This is a genomic window from Streptomyces diacarni, assembly GCF_003323715.1.
Taxonomy (GTDB): domain Bacteria; phylum Actinomycetota; class Actinomycetes; order Streptomycetales; family Streptomycetaceae; genus Streptomyces; species Streptomyces diacarni.
In genome coordinates this window covers 107,213-128,310 of the sequence record NZ_QOIN01000019.1, presented here as the reverse complement: position 1 = coordinate 128,310, position 21,098 = coordinate 107,213, and the positions used below count along the sequence as shown (strand labels likewise).

23 protein-coding genes and 1 pseudogene are annotated in these 21,098 nt (G+C 72.5%); 19 read left to right on the top strand and 5 right to left on the bottom strand.

The genetic code is table 11. The annotated features are described in order from the left end of the window. Window positions 1-138 precede the first annotated feature (138 nt). Window positions 139-708 carry a helix-turn-helix domain-containing protein gene (locus DTL70_RS00675; RefSeq protein WP_245978874.1) on the bottom strand — a complete coding sequence of 190 codons (570 nt, stop codon included), beginning with the start codon at window positions 706-708 and terminating at the stop codon, window positions 139-141. Between the two features lie 301 nt (window positions 709-1,009). On the opposite strand from DTL70_RS00675, the pseudogene DTL70_RS34010 reads away from it, so the two are divergent. The 5 genes and pseudogenes from DTL70_RS34010 to DTL70_RS00650 form a co-directional block, all read left to right on the top strand. Further along, window positions 1,010-1,208 (top strand): annotated as a pseudogene (locus tag DTL70_RS34010) (LLM class flavin-dependent oxidoreductase); the annotation flags it as partial. A 151-nt stretch (window positions 1,209-1,359) separates the two neighbouring features. Further along, window positions 1,360-2,019, top strand: coding sequence for a formylglycine-generating enzyme family protein (locus DTL70_RS00665; RefSeq protein ID WP_425470294.1), 660 nt, complete (start codon window positions 1,360-1,362; stop codon window positions 2,017-2,019). Window positions 2,020-2,186: 167 nt separating this feature from the next. Continuing rightward, window positions 2,187-3,176, top strand: a complete 990-nt coding sequence (locus DTL70_RS00660) for a hypothetical protein (RefSeq protein ID WP_181860708.1) — start codon at window positions 2,187-2,189, stop codon at window positions 3,174-3,176. 18 nt (window positions 3,177-3,194) lie between these two features. Next, the gene (locus DTL70_RS33355) at window positions 3,195-3,530 is read left to right on the top strand and encodes a hypothetical protein (RefSeq protein WP_181860707.1); all 336 of its coding nucleotides are present in this window, start codon (window positions 3,195-3,197) and stop codon (window positions 3,528-3,530) included. Window positions 3,531-3,770: 240 nt separating this feature from the next. Further along, window positions 3,771-4,844 carry a Rieske 2Fe-2S domain-containing protein gene (locus DTL70_RS00650; protein ID WP_342776434.1) on the top strand — a complete coding sequence of 358 codons (1,074 nt, stop codon included), beginning with the start codon at window positions 3,771-3,773 and terminating at the stop codon, window positions 4,842-4,844. A gap of 119 nt (window positions 4,845-4,963) precedes the next feature. On the opposite strand, the gene DTL70_RS00645 is transcribed toward DTL70_RS00650, so the two are convergent. After that, entirely contained in the window at window positions 4,964-5,620 is a 657-nt protein-coding gene (locus DTL70_RS00645) for a hypothetical protein (RefSeq protein WP_114019809.1), read from the bottom strand. Window positions 5,621-5,810: 190 nt separating this feature from the next. Here DTL70_RS00645 and DTL70_RS00640 point away from each other — a divergent pair, with 190 nt between their 5' ends. The 3 genes from DTL70_RS00640 (at window position 5,811) to DTL70_RS00630 (ending at window position 7,702) form a co-directional block, all read left to right on the top strand. Continuing rightward, the gene (locus tag DTL70_RS00640; RefSeq protein WP_114019842.1) at window positions 5,811-6,191 is read left to right on the top strand and encodes a winged helix-turn-helix transcriptional regulator; all 381 of its coding nucleotides are present in this window, start codon (window positions 5,811-5,813) and stop codon (window positions 6,189-6,191) included. A gap of 68 nt (window positions 6,192-6,259) precedes the next feature. Further along, a complete protein-coding gene (locus DTL70_RS00635; protein WP_114019808.1) occupies window positions 6,260-6,607 on the top strand; it encodes a VOC family protein in 348 nt (115 codons plus the stop codon). A 261-nt stretch (window positions 6,608-6,868) separates the two neighbouring features. Then, a complete protein-coding gene (locus DTL70_RS00630) occupies window positions 6,869-7,702 on the top strand; it encodes a PI-PLC domain-containing protein (RefSeq protein ID WP_245978872.1) in 834 nt (277 codons plus the stop codon). Window positions 7,703-7,865: 163 nt separating this feature from the next. On the opposite strand, the gene DTL70_RS00625 is transcribed toward DTL70_RS00630, so the two are convergent. Then, window positions 7,866-8,069 carry a cold-shock protein gene (locus DTL70_RS00625; RefSeq protein ID WP_114015179.1) on the bottom strand — a complete coding sequence of 68 codons (204 nt, stop codon included), beginning with the start codon at window positions 8,067-8,069 and terminating at the stop codon, window positions 7,866-7,868. 221 nt (window positions 8,070-8,290) lie between these two features. Next, the gene (locus DTL70_RS00620) at window positions 8,291-9,742 is read right to left on the bottom strand and encodes an MFS transporter (protein WP_114019807.1); all 1,452 of its coding nucleotides are present in this window, start codon (window positions 9,740-9,742) and stop codon (window positions 8,291-8,293) included. A gap of 308 nt (window positions 9,743-10,050) precedes the next feature. Here DTL70_RS00620 and DTL70_RS00615 point away from each other — a divergent pair, with 308 nt between their 5' ends. The 11 genes from DTL70_RS00615 to DTL70_RS00565 all read left to right on the top strand — a co-directional run bounded on the left by DTL70_RS00615 (window position 10,051) and on the right by DTL70_RS00565 (window position 20,434). Then, complete coding sequence (locus DTL70_RS00615; protein WP_114019806.1) at window positions 10,051-11,538, top strand: aldehyde dehydrogenase family protein; 1,488 nt, start codon at window positions 10,051-10,053, stop codon at window positions 11,536-11,538. Window positions 11,539-11,584: 46 nt separating this feature from the next. After that, the gene (locus DTL70_RS00610; RefSeq protein WP_114019805.1) at window positions 11,585-12,559 is read left to right on the top strand and encodes a VOC family protein; all 975 of its coding nucleotides are present in this window, start codon (window positions 11,585-11,587) and stop codon (window positions 12,557-12,559) included. Then, the gene (locus tag DTL70_RS00605) at window positions 12,556-13,350 is read left to right on the top strand and encodes an aspartate dehydrogenase domain-containing protein (protein WP_114019804.1); all 795 of its coding nucleotides are present in this window, start codon (window positions 12,556-12,558) and stop codon (window positions 13,348-13,350) included. Before DTL70_RS00610 ends, DTL70_RS00605 begins: the two co-directional genes overlap by 4 nt. Before the next feature lie 53 nt (window positions 13,351-13,403). Then, on the top strand, window positions 13,404-14,192 hold the full coding sequence (locus DTL70_RS00600) for an alpha/beta fold hydrolase (RefSeq protein WP_114019840.1): 789 nt from the start codon (window positions 13,404-13,406) through the stop codon (window positions 14,190-14,192). A 44-nt stretch (window positions 14,193-14,236) separates the two neighbouring features. Continuing rightward, on the top strand, window positions 14,237-14,758 hold the full coding sequence (locus DTL70_RS00595; RefSeq protein WP_114019803.1) for a cupin domain-containing protein: 522 nt from the start codon (window positions 14,237-14,239) through the stop codon (window positions 14,756-14,758). Then, window positions 14,751-15,512 (top strand): SDR family oxidoreductase, encoded by a 762-nt coding sequence (locus DTL70_RS00590; RefSeq protein WP_114019802.1) that lies wholly within the window; start codon window positions 14,751-14,753, stop codon window positions 15,510-15,512. Before DTL70_RS00595 ends, DTL70_RS00590 begins: the two co-directional genes overlap by 8 nt. A gap of 67 nt (window positions 15,513-15,579) precedes the next feature. Next, complete coding sequence (locus DTL70_RS00585) at window positions 15,580-16,368, top strand: SDR family oxidoreductase (RefSeq protein ID WP_114019801.1); 789 nt, start codon at window positions 15,580-15,582, stop codon at window positions 16,366-16,368. A gap of 20 nt (window positions 16,369-16,388) precedes the next feature. Next, the gene (locus tag DTL70_RS00580; RefSeq protein ID WP_114019800.1) at window positions 16,389-18,041 is read left to right on the top strand and encodes a thiamine pyrophosphate-binding protein; all 1,653 of its coding nucleotides are present in this window, start codon (window positions 16,389-16,391) and stop codon (window positions 18,039-18,041) included. Window positions 18,042-18,052: 11 nt separating this feature from the next. After that, window positions 18,053-19,039, top strand: a complete 987-nt coding sequence (locus DTL70_RS00575) for a PDR/VanB family oxidoreductase (protein WP_114019799.1) — start codon at window positions 18,053-18,055, stop codon at window positions 19,037-19,039. 34 nt (window positions 19,040-19,073) lie between these two features. Then, window positions 19,074-19,307 carry a recombinase-like helix-turn-helix domain-containing protein gene (locus tag DTL70_RS00570; RefSeq protein ID WP_114019798.1) on the top strand — a complete coding sequence of 78 codons (234 nt, stop codon included), beginning with the start codon at window positions 19,074-19,076 and terminating at the stop codon, window positions 19,305-19,307. Between the two features lie 2 nt (window positions 19,308-19,309). Next, window positions 19,310-20,434 (top strand): aromatic ring-hydroxylating oxygenase subunit alpha, encoded by a 1,125-nt coding sequence (locus DTL70_RS00565; protein WP_114019797.1) that lies wholly within the window; start codon window positions 19,310-19,312, stop codon window positions 20,432-20,434. Here the strand turns inward: DTL70_RS00565 and DTL70_RS00560 are convergent. Beyond that, window positions 20,356-20,898, bottom strand: coding sequence for a MarR family winged helix-turn-helix transcriptional regulator (locus tag DTL70_RS00560; protein ID WP_114019796.1), 543 nt, complete (start codon window positions 20,896-20,898; stop codon window positions 20,356-20,358). The genes DTL70_RS00565 and DTL70_RS00560 overlap by 79 nt on opposite strands. Window positions 20,899-21,098: the final 200 nt, after the last annotated feature.

Sequence of the window (21,098 nt, the reverse complement as noted above, 5' to 3'; positions counted from 1 at the left end):
GGTGTCCCGGCCGGACGGGCCGCGGCGGCGCGGGCGGTGCCGGGCCGAGGCGACACGGTCGGACGGTGCCGGGCCATGGCGGCGTCTTGCGCGTCGGAGACGTCGCGCCTCGACGGCGGGGGCGGAGGGAAGAGCGGGTCAGTAGGTCGGAGGGGACATCGCCCAGAGGACACGCGCGTCCTCGGCGCCCGTGCTCTCCACGACGCGGTGCGGTTGGCTGCTGCGGTAGTGGATCGAGTCGAAGGTCGACAGAGCGTGGGTCTCGCCGTCGATCGTGACCTCGACCTCGCCGGCGATGACGAGGAGGACCTCCTCGGAATCGCCGTGCGTGTAGGGCTCGACGCCCGTCGACCCGCCCGGCCCGAAGTGACCGAGGAGGAGTTCGAGGTGGTCGAAGTGTGCGGGCGTCAGCTTGATCTTCGAGGCGCCCTCGCCGAACGCCACGCCCTTGGCGTCGCGGAACCGCAGGACGGGCTGGACCGAGGACTCGGTCTGCGCGAAGAGGTCTCCGACGTTGAGCCGGAGCACCGCGCAGATCCGCTGCAGGGTCAGCACACTCGCGTTCGAACGGCCGCGCTCGATGGAGGAGAGGTGGCCCTCGGTGACCTCGGCTCGGGCAGCGACGTCGCTGAGGGTGAGTTGCAGGGCGCGTCGTCGACTGCGCAGGCGCTCGCCCGGAGTCCGGGCCGTGACGGGGTCTGTGCTCACGGCGGAGAAGCTAACCGAGTTTGAGTACCACCACAATAGATTGGGCCACGGCATAGAAAACTTTACTGTGCGAGGTCAGAGGGCTACTCGACCCCGAGGACGGCGGCTCGACGCGAGGGCACCTCGCCCGCGCCGCCGCGGTGCCGAGCAACTGGCCCGCGCCGAAGCGGCGTTGTCCGGGACCGGCCGGCCGCCCGCGCCACGGCCACCGCACTCCGCACAAGGCGCTCTCTTGGAACCTCTTGGAACAACGCCGCGGAACGGGAGCGGGCCCGCGCAGGACGCGCGGAGCCACGGAGGGGCGGCACATGACATCCGCCGCCGAGGCCGCCGACTCGAGGGGCAGATGGACGCGCTGCGCAGGACGTGGCCGGAGCGCCGTACGGCGACGAGTCGGGGCCGATCGGCCCCGAGCACGCGACGCCCGACGGCCCCGAAGTGCTGTTCGGCGGTTTCGCCCCGCCGCGATCGAGCGGGTCGGCAGATTCGGTGACGGCTTCCACCCACCACTCCGCTCCGCAGGCGCCACGACGCAAGAAGCCGTCACGGACGCGTGATCCGTAGTGCCGGCACGGAGCCGGCGGCACCTCGGGGAGCGGTGCGCATACACCGTTAGAGTGACCTGCTGTGGACACGGGGTCGGGAAATGAGATGGTCGACGTTCCGCCGGGGCGGGTGATGCTGTCGGATCGGCGGACGCAGCGCAGTTGGCCGGTCGAGGTCGCGCCGTTTCGGATGTCGGTGTTCCCGGTCACCCAGTTGTTGTACGTACAGGTCACCGGTCGGCGGCCGAGCACGGGCCAGGGCGACCGGCTGCCCGTCGAGGGCGTCTCGTGGTGGGACGCGGTCCGCTTCTGCAACGCGTTGTCCCGGCGGGAGGGCCTGACGCCGGCGTACCACCTCGGTGCCGACGACGACGTGGCCGAGTGGGACGCCTCCGCCGACGGGTACCGACTGCCGACGGAGGCCGAGTGGGAGCACGCCTGTCGTGCGGGCACCACGGGCCCGCGCTACGGCCGGCTGGACGACATCGCCTGGTACCGCGTGACCTCGAAAGAACGCATTCACCCCGTCGGCGGCAAGCAGGCGAATCCGTGGGGCCTGTACGACATGCTGGGCAACGCGTGGGACTGGTGCTGGGACGTCTACGACGCCGAGGTGTACGGCAGCTACCGGGTGCTCCGTGGCGGCGGCTGGTCCGACGAGCAGTGGAGCTGCCGTGCCTCGGTACGGCGCCGCAGTCACCCGACCTTCCGCATCGACGATGTCAGCTTCCGCCTCGCGCGCTCCGGGTCGACGTCGAACGGGTGACTGCCTCGCCGGGCGGCCCACACAGCGCTCGACCGCGGCGCCCGTCGGGAGGCGCACGCTCCACCACGACAGGGCGGACAGTCCGCTTTACAGTGGATTCGAGTGCAAAGCAGCTGGTATGCCCTTCTTGTTGCTGACGCCCGCCCCAGGGACAGCGAGGCCGCGTGATGAACGAAGAGCAGCGTGACGACGACGCCGGGTACGTCGACGACGAGGACGACCGATTCCGGGACGAGGGAGACGAGAGGGACGCGGGAGATCAGGAACCGCAGGAGGGGGAACTCCTTCCCGCCGGTGAGGACGCCGACCAGGGCCCGGACGTCCTCCTCGACGTCCCTCAGCTCGAGGTCGACGAGATCCACCTCGACGTCGAGGATCTGCGCGCCCGCGTCTCGCTCCAGGCGGAGGTTCTCGACCTGCTCAAACTCAACGTCGGCGCCGACGTCGACCTCGGCCGCGTCCAGCTCGAGATCAAGGGCGTCGAGGCACAGGCGCTGCTGAAGGTACGGCTGGACAACGTCGCACGGATCATCGACCGGGTGCTGCGCAGCATCGACAAGAACCCGCAGATCCTGGAGGCGGTCACCCAGGGTGTGGGGGCCGCGGCTCAGGAAATCGGCGGCGGGGCCCGGCAGGCGGTCGGCGAGTTGGGACACGGTGCGGGCGAAGCCACCAAGAGCGTCGGTGCGGGCGCCGGCAGCGCCGTTCAGGACGTGGGCGGCGGCGCCGGCAACGCTGTGCGGGACGTTGGCGGCGGCGCCGGCGAAGCTGTGCGGGATGTGGGTGAGGGTGCCGGCGAAGCCGTTCAGGACGTGGGTGAGGGCGCCGGCGAAACCGTCCAGGATGCCGGAGCGGGCGCCGGCGAAGCCGTCCAGGACGTGGGCCGGGGCGCACGCGAGACCGCGGAGGTCGTGGGCGAGGAGGGTGGCGACGCGGTCGGGAAGGCGACGGCAGGGGACGCGGCCGGCGAGGCGGCGCGAGGCAGCGAGGCGGCGCGAGGCGGGGAGGAGACCGCACGTCGGCGGGGCGCCTCCACCGGTTCCGCGTCCGACGGCAAGGAGGACTCCGGCAGGCGAACTGAGCGTCGCGCCAAGCGCACTGCCTCGAAGCGTACGGCCGAGCGCGGCGACGGCGGACGCAGGCGAGAGCCGCCATGAACAGCGCACGCGCCAGACATGCACCAGCGTGAGCAGGCGCCCGACATCTCGCTCACCTCCTCGGTGCGGGCAGTCGGCCTGCGCTTCCCCGAAGAGCCGCAGACCCGCGTGACGTTTCACGGTTCCCCGGGTCGCCGCTCCACCTCCCGCAGCGTACGAAGGAACCTGCCCGAACGTGTGAGCACGGGCGTCGAGTACCGCGACGTCGACGTCGACTACGTCCTCGCCACCGGGTTCACGAGCGACACGGAGACCGCTGGACTCCCCGACGACCACGCGGACGCCGCCGCCGAGTACGAGGCGGCCGATGAGCGGGGTGCCGGCCGGCGCCGGGACCGGCCGCACACACCCTGACGCACTGCCGGGCACGCGCCTTCGGGTCGCGTCGGTCCCCTGTGTCACTCGCCGGGGCGAGCCTCATCGGCACGGTACCGGGGAAGGACAACGTGGCCGGGGAGACCGGCTCGAACTCGCACTCCCCCTGAGCGCGACGCTCCCCACGCACCGGCGATCCCCCGTACCGGCGACCTACAGGTGAGGGAACATCTCGTGACTCAGGAGACAGCCGCAGACAGTGCCCCGGTCGCACCACGGCTGGACGAACGCTCTTCCGCTGCGGATGATCCCCTGCCCCGGCCGGTGACGGATCTGCGGCGCGTAGGAATCAGCCCGGACTTCTGGTATCCGGTCGCCCTCTCCCGCGAGGTGCCGAAAGGCGAGACCCGCGCCGCCGCGTTCGCAGGTGAGCGCCTCGCGCTGTACCGGGGCGCGCAGGGAGCGGTGTACGCCCTGGAGGATCGCTGCGCTCACCGACAGGTTCCGCTGAGCATGGGCGTGGTGGAAGGTGAGACCCTCCGCTGCTGCTACCACGCGTGGGCGTACCGGGGGAACGGCCGCATCTGTCAGATCCCCTACCTGCCCAAGGGCGGGGAACGACCGCCGCGGGGAGTGCGTGCCTACCCGGTGCGGGAGGCCTACGGCCTGGTGTTCGTGTTCCCCGGCGAACCGGAGAAGGCGGCCGCGACGCCACTGCCCGACCTGCCGGAGTTCGCCTCGCCCCGGCACAGGACGATGACGTTCTCCCGTGCCGTGCACTGCCACTACTCCTTCATGCACGAGAACCTGCTCGACATGAACCATCAGTTCCTGCACCGGGGCGTCATCGGCCGCATCCAGCCCAAGCTGCTCGGCTACGATGCGGGGCCGCAGTCGGTGGAGGCGCGCTACCTGTTCACCTCCGGCAAGGGGAAGAAGGACTTCGGCGCCGGACTGCTGTCCGCGAAGGGCCCCCGAGGCAGCAAGGGTTCGGACGTCATCACCATCCGTACCGAGTACCCGTATCAAACCCTCCGTCTGGCTCCCACGAACACGGAACTCCCCGCCTTCTCCCTGTGGGCGGCCTACGTACCCGAAGACGCGGAGCAGCGCGTCACTCGCGCGTACGGACTGCTCATGATCGCCAAGCCGCCGGTTCCGGGCGCGCTCCCTCTCGCCTGGCCGTTCATCCGCCGCTTCACCGAGCGGGTCTTCGCACAGGACCGGACGGCGGTGGAGGCGGAGCAGCGCGCATGGGACGAGCAAGGAGAGGACCGGAACCACGAGGTGTTCCCCCTGATCCTCGACCTGAGAGACGTACTACGCGGCAACGGCGCCCCCCTCCCCTCCTGAGTCACCCACCCCCACCTGGCGAACACCTCGCGTCGTGCCACAGCATGCGAGGCGCCTGCGTGGTGCTCAGCGCAGCTCAGCGGATGCCGCGGCCCGGGGCCGGCCGGTGTTGGGGGCGGCTACTTCGTCAGGTGGTCTCGTACGTAGGCGAAGGCCTCGCGGGCGTCGCGGGTGCCCGCGTCCACCGTCAGGACCTGCCACGGGGTCCGGGCGAGGAGACGGCGGGTCAGGCCGGCCTCGAAACGCAGGTGTGCGGCGGCCGAGGGGAGGTCGTGGACTGTCCTGGTGCCGGGGGAACCGGCGAGTTTGCGTACGTACCAGTCCGCCCAGGGCTCCCCCTCGCGCTGCACCGCGCGGCGCAGTGCCCGCGTCGGATCGTCGTGGACGTACACGACGGTTACCTGGACCGCCGGTTCCAAGACCCGGACCAGCTCGCTCGTCACGCGCGAGAGAGTCCGCTCCTCGTGGCCCCACGCCACGAGAGAGGGGATGAACGGTACGAGGGCGTCCGTCACCGCGTAGTCCATGCCTCGCGCGTCCATCTCGGCGACGTAGGCGCGCGTGCACTCGATCAAAGTTTCAGGGCGGACTGCGGCTTCACCGCCGGCGAACTCCTCGGCCACCGGCCGGAACGCCGCCCGGGTGAGGATGTCGGCCTCCTCGAAATGGTCGACGGACGCGCCGGTTTCGGCCAGCCATTCCGCGACCGCACGGCACAGCGTGGATTTGCCGACGCCGGGGCTGCTGCCGATGACCGAGACCATATGAAGAGACATCCCAGCAGTCTCGCAGCCTCGCCCCCACGGGGTCGCACACGTGCGCGGCGCGCGGTCGTCGCGGGCTGCCCCGGCGGAGACGGCGACTGGACGGCAGCTGCGCGGCGGTCTCTTGTGGTGACTGGAGTTCTGTAAGAGAGTGCTCTTCGACAGGGAAGACCGCTGATTTCGGTGGCTGGGGAGGCGCATGGTGGTGGCCAAGCAGCACAAGGGTGCGCCCGACGAAGCAGATTTGACGCGCGCGGACTCCCTGGCGCGGGAGATCTTCTCCGACATCGCCAACAAGTGGGCGTTCCTGATCATCGAGTCCCTCGGTGAGGGCACGCTGCGCTTCAGCGCGTTGCGGAACGCGGTCGAGGGCATCAGCCACAAGATGCTCACCCAGAACCTGCGCATGCTGGAGCGCAACGGTCTGGTCGAGCGGAACGTGCACCCCACCGTGCCCCCGCGCGTCGAGTACACGCTCACCGAGCCGGGGCAGGCCCTTCGGGCGACCGTCGACGGTATGTGTGACTGGACCCACCGGTATCTCGGTGACATCGAGGTCTCGCGCCGACGCTTCGACACCTGACACTCGCGGTTCACCGACACACGCGGCTCACCGACACATGCGCGTCCGCCTGCCAGAAGGAGTTGTTCATGTCGATCCGCCGGGCCATGCCCGACATCAGGTCAGAGGCCATGGAGGAGAGCCGTGACTTCTACGGGCTTCTCGGGTTCGAGGAGGTCATGAACCTCGGCTGGGTCATGACGCTCGCCTCTCCTACCAACCCCACCGCGCAGGTCACCTTCATGAGCCGCGACGAGACCGCGCCCGTCGTGCCGGACATGAGCGTCGAGGTGGACGATGTGGAAGCGGTCTACGCGGCGGTGCGTGGCAGCGGCGCGGAGATCGTGCACCCCCTGCAGGACGAGGAGTGGGGGGTGCGGCGATTCTTCGTCCGCGATCCCAACGGTCGGGTGGTCAACGTGCTGGGCCATCGATGACACGCCGCTGACGCACGCCACTCGCCGTGGCGTCGGTCGTGGCCTTGGCGAGGACAGTGAAGGCTGACCTGACACACCGGTCACTCGCGCGGCCTGTACAACGCACCAGGGAGCGCCCAACCAGTCACCTGCGTACGTCAGTTGGTAAAGCCCGATGGGTTACGCACCGCCCCTGGCGCCCCTATGCTGCGGCAGCGCTCCCCCGGTGTGCGGGGGACAGAGCCGAGGGTCCGCGATGAAGCTGGGCCGAGGGGGACCGCGATGAAGCTGGGGAGATGGGGCGCCGCCGCCATGGGCGCGGCGCTGTTGCTCGGGACGGCACAGGCGGGCCCCGCCGGGGCCGCGGCGGATCCGGCGGATCCGGTCTGTCCGACGATCTTCGGTCACGGCGGTTACCCGACCGGGGCCGACCCCTGGGACCGCGATCGGATACGCCAGCCGAACAACCCCGAGGCCCTCGCCCAGCAGAAGAGCTGGGGCGCCGGTGGCGTGGAGGCCGACCTGCAGCTCACCAGGAACGGCACCAAGGGCGTGATGTGGCACAACACCACGACCAACGGGCTGACCGGCACCCGAACGCCCATCACTGAGCTGTGGTGGGCGACGGGCGCGGATCAGCTCAAGGGCCGTACGATCACGCGCGGCCCGTACAGCGGAGAGACCGTGTACACCTTCCGCGAGTGGCTCGATGACGCCAAGGCCAAGGGTCTGGTGCCGCTGGTGGAGCTCAAGGGTGAGGCGCGGCAGTCGCTGCTCCACAGTGACGCGGCCATTCGCGACAGGGCCTGGAACGAGATCATCGCGCCGATGGCGGAGCGGATGCCCTCCCAGGAGATCATGATGTTCACCCACGACACCGCGCTCGAACCCGAGCTCGTCAAGCGCCTCGAGGCAGCCGGGCTCGGCGCCGCGCTCACGGCACACCCGGCGTGGGTCGACGGGATCGGCTGGGAGGAGCCGCCTCCGGCGGCCTCCGGCAACTACGCGTCGTGGCAGGACAACCTGTCGCAGCTCGGCTCTCCCACGCGTTCGGTCAGGATGGCCACCTCGTGGACCGAGGACTTCAAGGCCTGGCTGTCCGGCAAGTGCGTGTGACGCGGTGCACCGCGTGGGAGCACCGCCCCGGGAGGGCGCGGTGGCGGCCTTCGCCGTCACGCGGGAGATGCGGGCCGGCCGCCGCGGTCTGCGTACGGCCGGCCCCTGCTGTGCGCGGTTCGAGCGCGTCACGTGTGGCGTGCGCGCTCGCCCATGGCCCTGATCAGGCCACGGTGATGTTCTCGGCCTGAGGGCCCTTCTTGCCCTGCGTTACGTCGAAGGTGACGGCCTGACCCTCCTGGAGCTCGCGGAAACCGGTGGCGTTGATGTTCGAGTAGTGCGCGAAGACGTCGGGGCCCCCGCCTTCCTGGGCGATGAAGCCGAAGCCCTTTTCGGCGTTGAACCACTTGACGGTTCCGCTGGCCATGCTGGTGCCTCTCAGTCGATATCGGGTCCGCACCGCGCGGACCCGGAGGTGATCGCCCTGGCCCCGCGCTGCACAACACAAAGCCCACGCCGGAGCGCGGGCAGGTACGGCGAACCACGACATCTGCCCCAGACGCTACACGGAGATACCGGTCATCACCAGAGAGAAACGATCGCGAACGGCCGAGAGGTCGCTCGAACCCGGCGTGGCGCGCTGTCCCATCACGGTGCGATGTCCTCCAACCGGCGTCCAGCGGTCTCTTCCGCGCCGAGTCCCGCGGTGAGCGCCCCGACGGCGGCGACGGCGGCCAGGCCGAGGAAGACGGCTCCGAGCCGCCCTCCCGCGTAGACGGCGCCGACGACGATCGGGCCCGAGATGACACCGACCCGGTTGAGGGCGCCGCCGACGCTGCTGCCCAGGGCGCGCATGCGGGTGGGGAACAGCTCTGGTGTGTAGAGGTAGAGGCAGATGTTGGAGCCGAAGAAGAAGACGGCGGCCAGCGACGTCCACACCAGGACGTGCACCGGCGAGTCGCCGCCGAACAGGCCGAGGGCGAGCAGTGCGGCGGCGGCGAGTCCCAGGCAGCCGGTGACAGTGCGGCGGCGGCCGACGGCGTCGACCGTGAGGGCGACCAGTGCGCAGCCGAGGAGTCCCGCGCACGAGGTGACGGTCGAGTAGCGGAGCGCGTCGGAAAGGGGGAGGTCGTAGCGGGTCTCGTAGATGGTCGGGAGCCACGAGGTGATGCCGTAGTTGACGAAGTATCCGGCGAACCACAGCATCCCGACGACCACGGTGCGGCGCCGGTAGGGCCCGGACAGCAGTTCACGCAGTCCGCCCCGGGGCCGGTCGCCGTCCTGCGTCGGCGTCGGCGCCGGCGCAGGCGCAGGCGCCGGCGCCGTGACCGGGTGCGGCACGGCGGGAGGCGGCAGCGGGGAGCCTGTGGTCTTCTCCACCTCGGTCTCGATCCGGGCCATCACGCGCAGCGCCTCGTCGGGGCGGCCGTGGTCGGCCAGCCAGCGGGGGGACTCGGGGACCCGGTGCCGGACGAGGAGGCACAGGAGCCCGGGCAGTGCCGCGATGCCGAACATCCAGCGCCAGCCCAGCAGGGGAACCAGCCAGGCGGCGAGCAGGGCGCCGACGGTGAGGCCCGCGGGGAAGACGAGTTCGTACAGCAGGACGAAGCGGCCGCGGCGATGGCTGCGGGTGATCTCCGCGATGAAGGTGGCGGCGACGGGCACCTCTCCGCCGATGGCGAGGCCCTGGACGAAGCGGGCCGCCATGAAGGGTTCCGGCGCGGTGCACAGCGTCAGCAGCAGGTTGCACGCCCCTGAGACGCCGATGCAGGCGGCGATGACCCGTACGCGGCCGTACCGGTCGGCCAGGCGCCCGGAGACCACGGCGCCGACCAGCATGCCGACCGAGCCGACGGTCAGCAGCATCGTGGAGTGCGCCGTGTCCAGGTGCCATTCCTGGCGCAGTTGCGGCAGCGCGTAGGCGATCAGCAGCTGGTCGAAGGCCTCGAAGAAGGTGACCACTCCGACGATCAGCCGCACGGTGACGTGCCAGCGGGAGAGCGGCAGACGCTCGAACCTGGCGGCCACGTCGGCGGGCACGGTGCGGGGCGGGGGCGGTTTCGGCGGGAACGGGTGTGCGTCGTGTGCGTCGAGCGTCATGGAGGAGTCCTCCGGCTCCGCCGCCGTCCGTGGTGACCGAGGGGAGCGGATCGGGCCCCGTCAGGAGGGGCGCGGCATGCGGGGTGCGGGGGCGGGCAGGGCCGGTCGGCGGCCTGGCCCCGAGCTGGCTACTGGGTAAGCACAAAGCCTCTTAGGGCTTAAGTTCTACAGCTCCCCCGGCGGCGAGCGTCAAGACGTCGTGCTGGGGAAAATCGATCCGGCTCGCCTCTTGCGAGTGAATAGTTAAGCCCTTAGATTTCTAGCGCTTGAGCAACACAGCCCACGCCCCCACCTCTTGGAGGTCCCAGATGCCGCGCATCCCAGCCGACGAGATCCTCATCGCGGGACAGTGGCGGCGCGGAGAGGGCGAGTTGACCGAGACCACCGACCCCGCCGACGGCACCGTCCTCGCCACCCTCCACGCGGCCTCCGAGCGCGACGTGGACGAGGCGGCGCGCGCGGCGGCCGGCGCGGCGGCCGACCCCGCCTGGCGGGACCTGCTGCCGCACGAGCGGGCGAGGCTGCTCCACCGGATCGGGGACCTGGTCGAGGAGGCGGCCGAGGAACTGGCCGCACTCCAGACAGCCGACACCGGCAAGACCCTCGCCGAGACCCGCGCCCTCGCCCACAGCGCGGCCGGCACCTTCCGCTACACGGCGGCCGCGCTGGAGACGGCCGAGGACTCGCTCACGCCCTCGCGCGGCCCGTATCTGTCGCTGAGCGTCCATGAGCCCATCGGGGTGGTCGCCGCCATCAACCCCTGGAACTCGCCCGTCGCCAGCGACGCGCAAAAGCTCGCCCCGGCGCTGGCCGCGGGCAACGCCGTGCTGCTCAAGCCCGCCCAGTGGACGCCCCTGGTCTCCCTCGCCCTCGGCCGGCTGGTCAGCACGGCGCTCGCCGAGCGCGGCCTGCCCGCGGCCCTGCTCTCGGTGCTGCCCGGCTCGGGGCGCACCATCGGTGCGGCGCTCGCACAGCACCCGCTGGTCGGCAGGATCGGTTTCACCGGGGGCACGCGCACGGGGCGCGAACTCGCCGAGGTGGCCGCGCGGAAGCTGGTTCCGGCGTCGTTGGAACTGGGCGGCAAGTCGCCGACCATCGTCCGGGCCGACGCGGACCTCGAGTCGGCCCTCGCCGGGGTGATGTTCGGCGTCTTCTCCTCCAGCGGCCAGTCCTGCGTCGCCGGGTCGCGGCTGTTCGTCGCCCGGGAGCTGTACGAGGAGTTCCTCGGCACGCTCGTGGAACGGGTGCGGGCGCTGCGCGTCGGCCCCGGCACCGCCCCGGACAGCCAGGTGGCGCCGCTGGTCCACCGCGAGCACCGGGACACCGTCGCGGCCTGGGTGCGGCTCGCGCGGCAGGAGGGCGGACGCGTCCTGTGCGGCGGCAGCGCCCCCGCAGGTGAGCCCTACGACCGCGGCGCCTACTACCTGCCCACCGTCATCGACGGGCTGCCCCCCACCGCGCGGGTGTGCCAGGAGGAGATCTTCGGCCCCGTCCTGGTGGCCTTCCCCTACGACGACGAGGACGATCTGGTCCGCCAGGCCAACGGCACCGTCTACGGCCTCGCCTGCGGCATCTGGACCCGGGACCCGCTGGCCGCCTGGCGGCTGGCCCGGCGGGTGGAGGCCGGAACCGTCTGGATCAACACCTACAAGCAGTTCAGCATCTCCACCCCGTTCGGCGGGACGAAGGACAGCGGCCTGGGCACCGAGAAGGGCCGCGACGCCATCCGCGCCTACCAGCGCCAGAAGTCCGTCTACTGGGGCACCTCACCAGCCCCCCTCCCCTGGGCCTCCTGAGTTCCGCCAGGACCCGCACCGCTCACCCGTACCTGAGGAGAACGGCATGCCACACCCCCCGGCGCCCTCCGCGCCCATCGCACGCCTGCGCGCGCTGCGCTCCGTCGAACTGCTGACCCCGGCCCTCACGGAGGCCGCCGGCTTCTACGAGGAGGTGTGGGGCCTCCAGACCGTCGAGACCGAGCGGGGCGCGCGGTGGCTGCGCGGCACCGGCGAGGAGCACCACGCGCTCCAGCTGACCCGGTCGGACCGCACCGGTCTGGGGCGGCTCTCCTTCGCCGTCGGCACCCCCGCCGAGGTGGACGAGGCGGCGCGGCGGCTCCAGGCGCGCGGGATCGTCCCCGACGCGGGCCCCGGGCCGCTCGGCCAGGTGGGCGGCGGGTACGGGCTGCGCTTTTCCGACCACGAGGGACGGCAGATCGAACTGTCGGCCGAGACCTGGGCCGTTCCGCCGCGTGGGCAGGAGGAGGCCGTGCCGGTGGGCGTGACGCACACGGTCCTCAACACCACCGACATCGACGCCTCGGTCGGCTTCTACCGCGAGGTGCTGGGCCTGCGCGTCTCGGACTGGTCCGAACACCAGATGGCCTTCCTGCGGTGCAACGCCGACCACCACTGCGTGGCCTTCAACCAGGCCGACTGGGCGTCACTCAACCACGTGGCCTACGAGATGCCGTCCGTGGACCACTTCATGCGCGGCCTCGGCCGGCTGCGGCACCACGGCATCGTCCCGCAGTGGGGCCCTGGACGGCACGGGCCGGGGAACAACACGTTCTCCTACTTCACCGACCCCGCCGGGCTGGTGTGCGAGTACACCTCGGAGGTCGCACAGGTCGAGGAGGACCGCTGGATCGCCAAGGTGTGGCGCCGCACCCCCGAACTCTCCGACCTGTGGGGCACAGCGGGTCCGCCGTCTGCCCTGATCCGCCGCCACATGGCGGGCACCGCGGACGGCAGCCCCGTCGTCCCGCCCGCCGCCGCGCGACCTTCGCGAAGCGCGGGGCAGGAGGTGGCTGCATGACCCGGCTCGCCGTGGGGCTCGTCGGCTGGGGAGCCATCGGCCGCACCGTCGGAACAGCGCTCGCCGCGGGCCGGGTTCCCGGCGCCGCGCTGGTCCGCGTCGTCGACAACCGCCCCCTCGGCGACGCCGTGGCCGCCCCGCAGACCTCCGTCGAGGAGGCGCTGGCCCACTGCGACGTACTCGTGGAGGCGGCGGGTGCGGGGTTCGTCCGCGAGTGGGGCGAGCGGGTTCTGTGCGCCGGTACCGACCTGCTGGTCGCCTCCACCGGGGCACTGACCGACGACGAGCTCGCCAAGCGGCTGCTGGCCGCCACCCCCGGCCGGGTGCACTTCACCGGTGGCGCCGTCGGCGGGCTCGACCTGCTCCAGGCCGCCCGCTCCATGGGCCCGCTCACCGAGGTGTCGCTGACGACCACGAAGCTGCCCGCCACCCTCGAACAGCCGTGGATGGACGAGGGGCTGCTGGACCGGCTGCGTACCGCGACAGCGCCCGTCGAGGTGATGGCGGGCACGGCCCGTGACGTGCCCGCGCACTTCCCCAGGTCCACGAATGTGGCCGCCTCCGTGGCGCTGGCCGTCGGCGACCTGGACGCCGTCCGGGTGCGCGTCGTCGCCGACCCGGCCGCCACCCGCACCCGGCACGTCATCGAGGCACACGGCCCGTTCGGCTCCTACCGCTTCGAGGTCAACCACCTGCCCGATCCCGGCAATCCGGCCACCAGCCAGGTGGTGCCGCACGCCGTGCTGCGCGGGCTGGCCGCGCTGGCCCACAGCCCGGGGCGGATCCTGTGACCGCCGCGCCCCGGCACGCCGCCGCCGGCGCACGGGCCCGGCCGGCCTACGACCTGCGCGGCTTGCACGTGGTCGAGGCGGGCGCCGAGGGGCCGCTGCTGCTGTGCCTGCACGGCATCGGCTCCTCCTCCGCCTCCTTCGGACCGCAGCTGGCCGAACTCGGCGGGCACGCCCGGGTGCTCGCCTGGGATGCTCCCGGCTACGCCGACTCGGCCGACCCCGAGGCGCCGTTGGGCCTGGACGACTTCGCGGACGTGGCCGCGGCGCTGCTGCGCTCGCGCGGCGCCCGCGAGGAGCCGGGCTCCCGCGCCCACGTGCTCGGCGTCTCCTGGGGCGGGGTCGTCGCCCAGCGGCTCGCTCTGCGCCACCCCTCTCTCGTCGCGTCCCTCGTGCTGGCCGACTCCACCGCCGGATCGGGCGGCGACCCGGGCAAGGCCGAAGCCATGCGGGCCCGCGCGGCTCAGTTGCGGGAACTCGGGGCCCGGGCCTTCGCCCGGGAGCGGGCCCCGCGGCTGGTCTCGGCCGCCGCGCCCGAGGACCTGGTCCGCCGGGTCGCCGACACCATGGCCGCGGCCGTCCGGCTGCCCGGGTACGGCTACGCGGCCGAGTCCATGGCCGCCACCGACCTGCGGGCCGACCTGCCCGCGCTGGCGGCGCCCGCGCTCGTGCTCTGCGGCGACCAGGACCGCGTCACAGGGCCCGAGGCCTCCCAGATCCTGGCCGGCGGCATCCACCGCGCCGCCTACGTGATCGTCAAGGACGCCGGTCACCTCGCCAACCAGGAGCAGCCCGCGCGCTTCAACGCCTGGGTGCTCTCCCACCTGCACATCGTCACCGCGTGACACCGACCGGGTCACCGCCAGACACCGACCGAAAGGACACCACCGTGCCGCTGACCACCACCGCCTACGACGGCAACGGCGACCTCGCCGCCTACACCGACTCGCTCATCGCCACCCGCGCCTCCCGCGAGCCCGACTGGGACACCCTCGCCTTCCAGGAGAAGGCCGGGCCGCAGTTCCGCCGCGCCCAGATCCGCTACGTGGGCTCCGGTGCCACCGGCAACCACGAGGGCGACAACCACATACTGGCCTCGGGCGGGTTCACCTTCTCCAACATGCTGCTGCCGCCCGGCGCCGAGGGCCCCGCGCACACCCACCACGACGTCGAGGAGGCGTTCTTCGTCCTGGAGGGCGAGGTCCGCGTCGGCGTGCACCGCGGCCCCGACGAGACCGAGTACCGCACCCTGGGATACCGGGACATGATCGTCGTGCCCGCAGGGGTGACGCGCTCCCTCAAGAACGAGGGCGAGACCGACGCGCTGTTCTGCGTCATCATCGGCACCCAAAAGCCGCAGGTGCCCTCCTACCCCGAATACTCCCCGCTGTACGGCGTCACCCGTGACTGAGCCACCGGCGGCAGCCCGGACGGTCGTGGTGACCGGTGCGGGCCGTGGTCTGGGGGAGACCATGGCCCGCCGGGCGGCCCGCGACGGATTCCGCGTCGTGGTCGCGGAGGTGGACGCCGCGCGCGGCGAGGCGAGTGCCGCACGGCTGCGCGAGGAGGGGCTGGAGGCGCACGCGACCCCGTGCGACGTCGCCGACCCGGCCTCCGTCGCCGCCATGGCCGACCGCGTCACCGCCCTCGGCCCGCTGTACGCGGTGGTCAACAACGCGGCCCTGGCCAACGGCGTGGGCGGCAGGGAGTTCCAGGAGATCGACGTCGCGGACTTCGACCGGCTGTGGGCGGTCAACGCGCGCGGCCCCTGGCTCGTCGCCAAGGCGCTGTACGGGCCGCTCACCGCGCACGGCGGGCCCGGACGCATCGTCAACATCGCCAGCGACGCCGCCTTGTACGGGTCGCCCCGGCTGGCCCACTACCTCGCCACCAAGGGCGCCGTGATCGCCCTCACCCGGGGCATGGCACGAGAGCTCGGCGACCACGGCGTCACCGTCAACGCGCTGGCGCCCGGCCTCACCGAGTGCGAGGCGACCGCCTCCGTGCCCGGGGAACGGCACGGGCTCTACCGCGCGAACCGCGCCATCTCCCGTGCCCAGCAGCCCGAGGACCTGACCGGGCTCCTCTCCTTCCTGCTGAGCGAGGAGTCCCGGTATGTCACGGGTCAACTCCTCGCCGTCAACGGCGGCTTCACCATGCACTGACGGCACTGACGGCACTGACCAGGCCACCCGCACCACTCCCCCGCCCCTTCCCCTTTGGAGTACACCCATGGATCTCGGCCTTGCCGACCGCGCCTACCTGGTCACCGGCGGTAGTTCGGGCGTCGGCCTGGCCACGGTCCGCGCCCTGCTGGCGGAAGGCGCGCGGGTCGCCACCTGCGCCCGTGACGCCGCCCGGCTGGCCGCAGCCACCGACCGGCTGCACGCCGAGCCCGCCGCCCTGTTCAGCGACGTGTGCGACGTACGGGACGCGGACGCGGTGGCCGCCTTCACCGACCGTGCCGCCGCCGCACTCGGCGGTCTCGACGGCCTCGTCAACAACGCGGGCGGGTCCCGCATGAAGACGCTGGACGAGACGAGCGCGCAGGACTGGCGGGACGAGCTGGAGCTGAAGTTCGCCGGGATACTCCATCCCCTGCGCGCGGCCCGGCCGCATCTGCGGGCCTCGGACGCGGGCAGTATCGTCAACGTCAACGCCGTCCTCGCCAAGCAGCCCGAGCCCCGGCTGATCACCACCAGCGCGGCCCGCGCCGGCATCCTCAACCTCTCCAAGTCCCTGTCCAGCGAGCTGGCCGGCGAAGGAATCCGGGTCAACTCGGTGTGTTTGGGACTGATCGACACAGGACAGTGGACGAGACGACACGCCGCGGCGGACTCCGGCCTGAGCTACGCGGACTGGCAGGCCGAACTCGCCGCCGACCGGGGCGTCGCACTCGGCCGCCTCGGCAGCGCGGAGGAGGTCGCCTACGCCGTCGTCGCGCTGCTGTCCCCCCGCGCCTCCTACATCACCGGCACCAGCCTCGACGTCTGCGGCGGAGTCGGCCGCGGCGTCCTGTGACCCCCCGAGGAGCACCCTGCATGCGTTACGACAACGGAGGCGAGCTGCTGGTCGCCGTCCTGCGAGAACTCGGCGTCGAGGTGGTCTTCGGAATCGTCAGCGTGCACAACCTGCCGCTGGTCGAGGCCGTCGACCGGGAACTGCGGTTCGTGCCCGTACGGCACGAGGCGAGCGCCGTCAACGCGGCCGACGCCTACGGCCGCGCCCGCGGCGGCATCGGCTGCGCCCTCACCTCCACGGGGACCGGCGCGGGCAACGCCGCCGGATCCCTCATCGAGTCCCTCAGTGCGGGCGCGTCCGTGCTGCACGTCACCGGGCAGATCGAAAGCCGCTACCTGGGCGGCGGCCGGGGCTTCATCCACGAGACCAGGGACCAGCTCGGCATGTTGCGGGCCGTCTGTGCCCACGCCGCCACCGTCGGGTCGGCCGGCGACGCGGGGCGGGTACTGCGCGCCGCGGCGGCCGCCGCGCTGGCCACCCCCGGCGGGCCGGCCAGCGTCGAGTGGCCCGTCGACCTCCAGTACGCCCGGCAGACCGACCGGAGCGAGCCGCCCGCGCGAGCGGCGCTCCCCCACCCCGCCGGCAGCGGGCTGCGGTCCGCGGCCGAGGCGCTGGCCGGCGCCGCCCGCCCCCTGGTGTGGGCGGGCGGCGGCGCGGCCCGCGCGGGACGGCAGCTGCGCACCCTGCTGGAGGCGACCGGCGCCGGGCTGCTGACCTCCAACTCCGGGCGCGGCGCCGTGCCCGAGGACCATCCGCAGGTCATCGGCAACTTCGCCACCGCTCCCGCGGCCCGCGCCCTGCTGTCCGACGCGGACGTGCTGCTCAGCGTCGGCACCCACTTCCGCTCCAACGAAACCGCCGACTACGCCCTCGCCCTGCCCGACACGCACCTCCAGATCGACGCGGACGCCGCCGCGCTGGGCCGCGTCTACCCGGTGACGCACCCGCTGCACGGCGACGCGGCCCGCGTCCTGACCGCGCTGACCGACGCACTGCCAGGCACACTGCCCGACGGCGCGCACCCGCAGGAGAGCTGGGGCGCCCGCGTACGCGGCGTACGCGCCGACGTGCGCGCCGCGCTGCACGACTCCCTGGGGCCCCAGGCCGCCGTCTGCGACGCGCTGCGCACCGCACTGCCGCGCCGGGCCGTGGTCGCACGGGACGTCACCATCCCCTCCTCCAGCTGGGGCAACCGGCTGCTGGAGCTCTACGACCCGCGCGACAACGTCTTCCCGCGCGGCGGCGGCATCGGCCAGGGCCTGGGCATGGGCATCGGCGCCGCACTGGCCCGCCCGCACGAGCCGACCGTGGTGGTCGCCGGGGACGGAGGCCTCGCCGTGCACCTGGGCGAACTGCTCACCCTCGCCCAGGAACGCCCGCGCCTGACGCTCCTCGTCTTCAACGACGGCGGCTACGGAGTGCTGCGCAACATGCAGGACGCGTACGCCGAGCGCCGCAGCGGCGTCGACCTGTGCACCCCCGACTTCGCCGGGCTCGCCGCCGCCTGCGGCCTGCCGTACGCACGCGTCGCCGCACCCGAGGAGGCCGCACCGGTCATCGGCGAGGCCGTCGCGGCGCACGGACCCACGCTCGTGGAAGTCGACCTGATGGCGCTCGGCCCCATGAAGACCCCGTTCACCCCGCCCGTCAAGATCCCCGCCACAGGTGCGTGAGGAGGCCGGCCATGACCGATGCCACCGGGCCCGACCCGGCCGAGGGCGGCGACGCCGTCCCGCTCGAACTGCTCGTCCACCGCATGACCTGGGAGGCCGACGGCGTCCTCTCCCTCGAACTCGTCCACCCCGACGGCAAACCGCTGCCCGCCTGGACACCCGGCGCCCACCTGGACGTGTCGGCCGGGGGACACACGCGCCAGTACTCGCTGTGCGGAGACCCCCGCGACACCGACCGCTACCGGATCGGCGTCCTGGACGAGCCCGGCTCGCGCGGCGGTTCGCGGCACATCCACACCGCGCTGCGCCCCGGCCACACGGTGGCCGTGCACGGCCCGCGCAACCACTTCGCGCTGGAGGACGCCGAGGCCTACGTCTTCCTCGCCGGCGGCATCGGCATCACCCCGATCCTCGCCATGGCCCGCGAAGCCGACCGCGGCGGCGTGCCGTACACCCTCGTGCACGGTGGCCGCACCCGGACCTCGATGGCGTTCGGCGCAGAGCTGGAGGCCCTGCGCGGCGGCACCGTACGGCGCGTACCGCAGGACGAGCAGGGCCACCTCGACCTTCGGGCAGCACTCGGACACCTCTGCGAGGGCACGCTCGTCTACTGCTGCGGCCCCGAGGGGCTGCTGGCCGCCGCCGAGGAGGCCTGCCCCCCGGGACAGCTGCGCACGGAAAGGTTCGCGGCACCCGCCGGTGGACAAGCCGGGGCCCGGGACGGCGACGAGGCGGCCTTCGAGGTCGAGTGCCGCACCTCCGGGATCACCCTCGACGTCGCACCGGACACCTCCATCCTCGACGCCGCGGAGGCCGCGGGGCTGCCCGTCGCCAGCTCCTGCCGCGACGGCATCTGCGGCACCTGCGAGACCAGGGTCCTCGACGGCACGCCCGACCACCGCGACTTCCTCCTGAGCGAAGCCGAACAGGCCGCGAACACCACGATGATGATCTGCGTCTCGCGGTGCGCCTCGGACCGGCTCGTTCTCGACATGTGACCGCCCGCCACCTCGACCCGCTGGAGAACAGCCCATGAGTACCGCAGAGCACACCTGGCCCTCCCTGGACGTCCACCAGTCCCGCAACCACGAGCCCACCCCCTACGAGAGGAAGCTCGCCCGCACCCTGGAGGAGGTCTTCACCCAGGACGGGCACGAACTGGCCGACGTCGTCGCCGGGCTCAACGCCCGCCAGGTCCGCACCCCCGACGGGCAGCCGTGGACCGAGGAGACCTTCACCGCCGAGATGCACCGCCTGGGAGCCTGACCATGAAGTACACCCCGCTGTCCACCGCCGCGGACGCCGAGCACATCTACGCCAACGGGCTGCGCAACCAGTGGCACCCGGTCGTGCCCTCCCACTTCGTACGCCCCGGCGGACTGCGCAAGGTCACGGCCCTCGGCGAGAACTGGCTGCTGTTCCGCCGCGCCGACGGCACCCTCGCCATGCTCGCCGACCGCTGCCCCCACCGCGGGGCCCCGCTCTCCCTGGGCCGGCACCTGGGCGACCGTATCGCCTGCTGGTACCACGGTGTCGAGGTCGACGGGGGCGGCACCGTCACCTCCGTCCCCGGGCTGCCGGGCTGCGCGCTGGAGGGCCGCACGCTGGTGACCTCGCTTCCGGTGCGGGAGATCGGCGGAGCGATCCTCGCCTACTTCGGGGACGAGGAGCACCCCGAGCCGGTTCAGCTCACCCTGCCCGAGCCGCTGACCGACCCCGAGGTCTCCTCGTTCCTGTGCTACGCCGAGTGGGAGGTCCCCTGGCGGTACGCCATGGAGAACCTGCTGGACCCGATGCACGGCGCCTTCCTGCACCACGAGTCGCACACCATGTACGACGGCGACACCACGGCGAAGTTCCGCATCAGGGAGACCGAGCGGGGCTACTTCTTCGAGAAGACCGACCAGCGCGGCGTCAACTTCGACTGGGTCGAACTGTGCCGCACAGGCGTCGACTGGGTCGACCTGTCGATTCCCTACCCGCCCTCGGCAGGACCCGGCGGCCCGTTCGGCATCGTCGGGATGGCCTGCCCCGTCGACGCCGGGCGCACCGGGGTCTTCTTCTGGCGCTACCGCCGCGTCACCGGCTGGCAGCGCGACACCTGGCGGTTCCTGTACCGCACCCTGATCGAGGAGCGGCACTGGCAGGTGCTCGAACAGGACCGCGCGATGCTGGAGGCGATGCCGCGCGACGCCGACCAGCGCGAGAACCTCTACCAGCACGACCTCGGCGTCGTCCGGCTGCGCCGGCTCTACCAGGGCCACGCCAGGGAACAGGCGGGCCGGGCGGGGGAGCGGTCCGCGGGGAACGGGGCTCAGGTCTCCTCGGCGCCTTCGGGAACCTCCGCGTCCAACAAGGAGCGCTCCAGCTTGGACAGCAGCCGGGCCAACTGACGCCGCTCGGCGGGTGAGAGACCGCCGAGCATCCGGCGCTCGTTGTCCAGATGCTCGGCGAACACCTCGTCCACCGTGGCCAGCCCCGCGTCCGTGAGCCGCGAGTAGACGATCCGCCGGTCCTCGGCGTCCCGCTCGCGCACCAGCAGTCCGTCCTTCTCCAGCCGGTCGATCCGCAGCGTCACGCCCGCCGAGGAGACCAGCCCGGAGTCGGCCAGTTGCCCCGCCGTCAGCCGGTAGGGCGCGCCGGCCCTGCGCAGCGCCGTCAGTACGTCGAACCCGGCCACCGAGAGGCCGTGCCGCTCGATGGGGCCCTGCATCCGGGCACTGTAGTGGAGGAAGGAACGATGCAGCCGGGCGAGCACCTCGAGCGGAGCGGTGTCCAGGTCGGGCCGCTCCCGCGCCCAGTCCTCGACGATCCCCGCCACCGCGTCGCGCCGCCCCGCGGCCTTGCCCGCCGCCATACCGCCCCCTCGCCTCGTGTCCGTGACAGCGAGGAAATCTTAGCCCCTAAGTTTCGACGGCCGACCGCCGCGAGGCCGCGCGTGCGGCACGGCGCCGGGCTGACGCGGGCCGTTGGGGTGGTGGCGGGCGGCGCCCACCCGGGCGAGGAAGCGCTCGCCCGAAGACGACGCGACGCGGCGCTCGACTTCAGCTTCGGCTT

Coding starts and splice junctions, on each gene's coding strand:
- DTL70_RS00665 (WP_425470294.1), top strand. CDS start 1,360: ATGGTCGACGTTCCGCCGGGGCGGGTGATGCTGTCGGATCGGCGGACG.
- DTL70_RS00660 (WP_181860708.1), top strand. CDS start 2,187: ATGAACGAAGAGCAGCGTGACGACGACGCCGGGTACGTCGACGACGAG.
- DTL70_RS33355 (WP_181860707.1), top strand. CDS start 3,195: ATGCACCAGCGTGAGCAGGCGCCCGACATCTCGCTCACCTCCTCGGTG.
- DTL70_RS00645 (WP_114019809.1), bottom strand. CDS start 5,620: ATGTCTCTTCATATGGTCTCGGTCATCGGCAGCAGCCCCGGCGTCGGC.
- DTL70_RS00635 (WP_114019808.1), top strand. CDS start 6,260: ATGTCGATCCGCCGGGCCATGCCCGACATCAGGTCAGAGGCCATGGAG.
- DTL70_RS00630 (WP_245978872.1), top strand. CDS start 6,869: ATGAAGCTGGGGAGATGGGGCGCCGCCGCCATGGGCGCGGCGCTGTTG.
- DTL70_RS00625 (WP_114015179.1), bottom strand. CDS start 8,069: ATGGCCAGCGGAACCGTCAAGTGGTTCAACGCCGAAAAGGGCTTCGGC.
- DTL70_RS00620 (WP_114019807.1), bottom strand. CDS start 9,742: ATGACGCTCGACGCACACGACGCACACCCGTTCCCGCCGAAACCGCCC.
- DTL70_RS00615 (WP_114019806.1), top strand. CDS start 10,051: ATGCCGCGCATCCCAGCCGACGAGATCCTCATCGCGGGACAGTGGCGG.
- DTL70_RS00610 (WP_114019805.1), top strand. CDS start 11,585: ATGCCACACCCCCCGGCGCCCTCCGCGCCCATCGCACGCCTGCGCGCG.
- DTL70_RS00605 (WP_114019804.1), top strand. CDS start 12,556: ATGACCCGGCTCGCCGTGGGGCTCGTCGGCTGGGGAGCCATCGGCCGC.
- DTL70_RS00585 (WP_114019801.1), top strand. CDS start 15,580: ATGGATCTCGGCCTTGCCGACCGCGCCTACCTGGTCACCGGCGGTAGT.
- DTL70_RS00580 (WP_114019800.1), top strand. CDS start 16,389: ATGCGTTACGACAACGGAGGCGAGCTGCTGGTCGCCGTCCTGCGAGAA.
- DTL70_RS00575 (WP_114019799.1), top strand. CDS start 18,053: ATGACCGATGCCACCGGGCCCGACCCGGCCGAGGGCGGCGACGCCGTC.
- DTL70_RS00570 (WP_114019798.1), top strand. CDS start 19,074: ATGAGTACCGCAGAGCACACCTGGCCCTCCCTGGACGTCCACCAGTCC.
- DTL70_RS00565 (WP_114019797.1), top strand. CDS start 19,310: ATGAAGTACACCCCGCTGTCCACCGCCGCGGACGCCGAGCACATCTAC.
- DTL70_RS00560 (WP_114019796.1), bottom strand. CDS start 20,898: ATGGCGGCGGGCAAGGCCGCGGGGCGGCGCGACGCGGTGGCGGGGATC.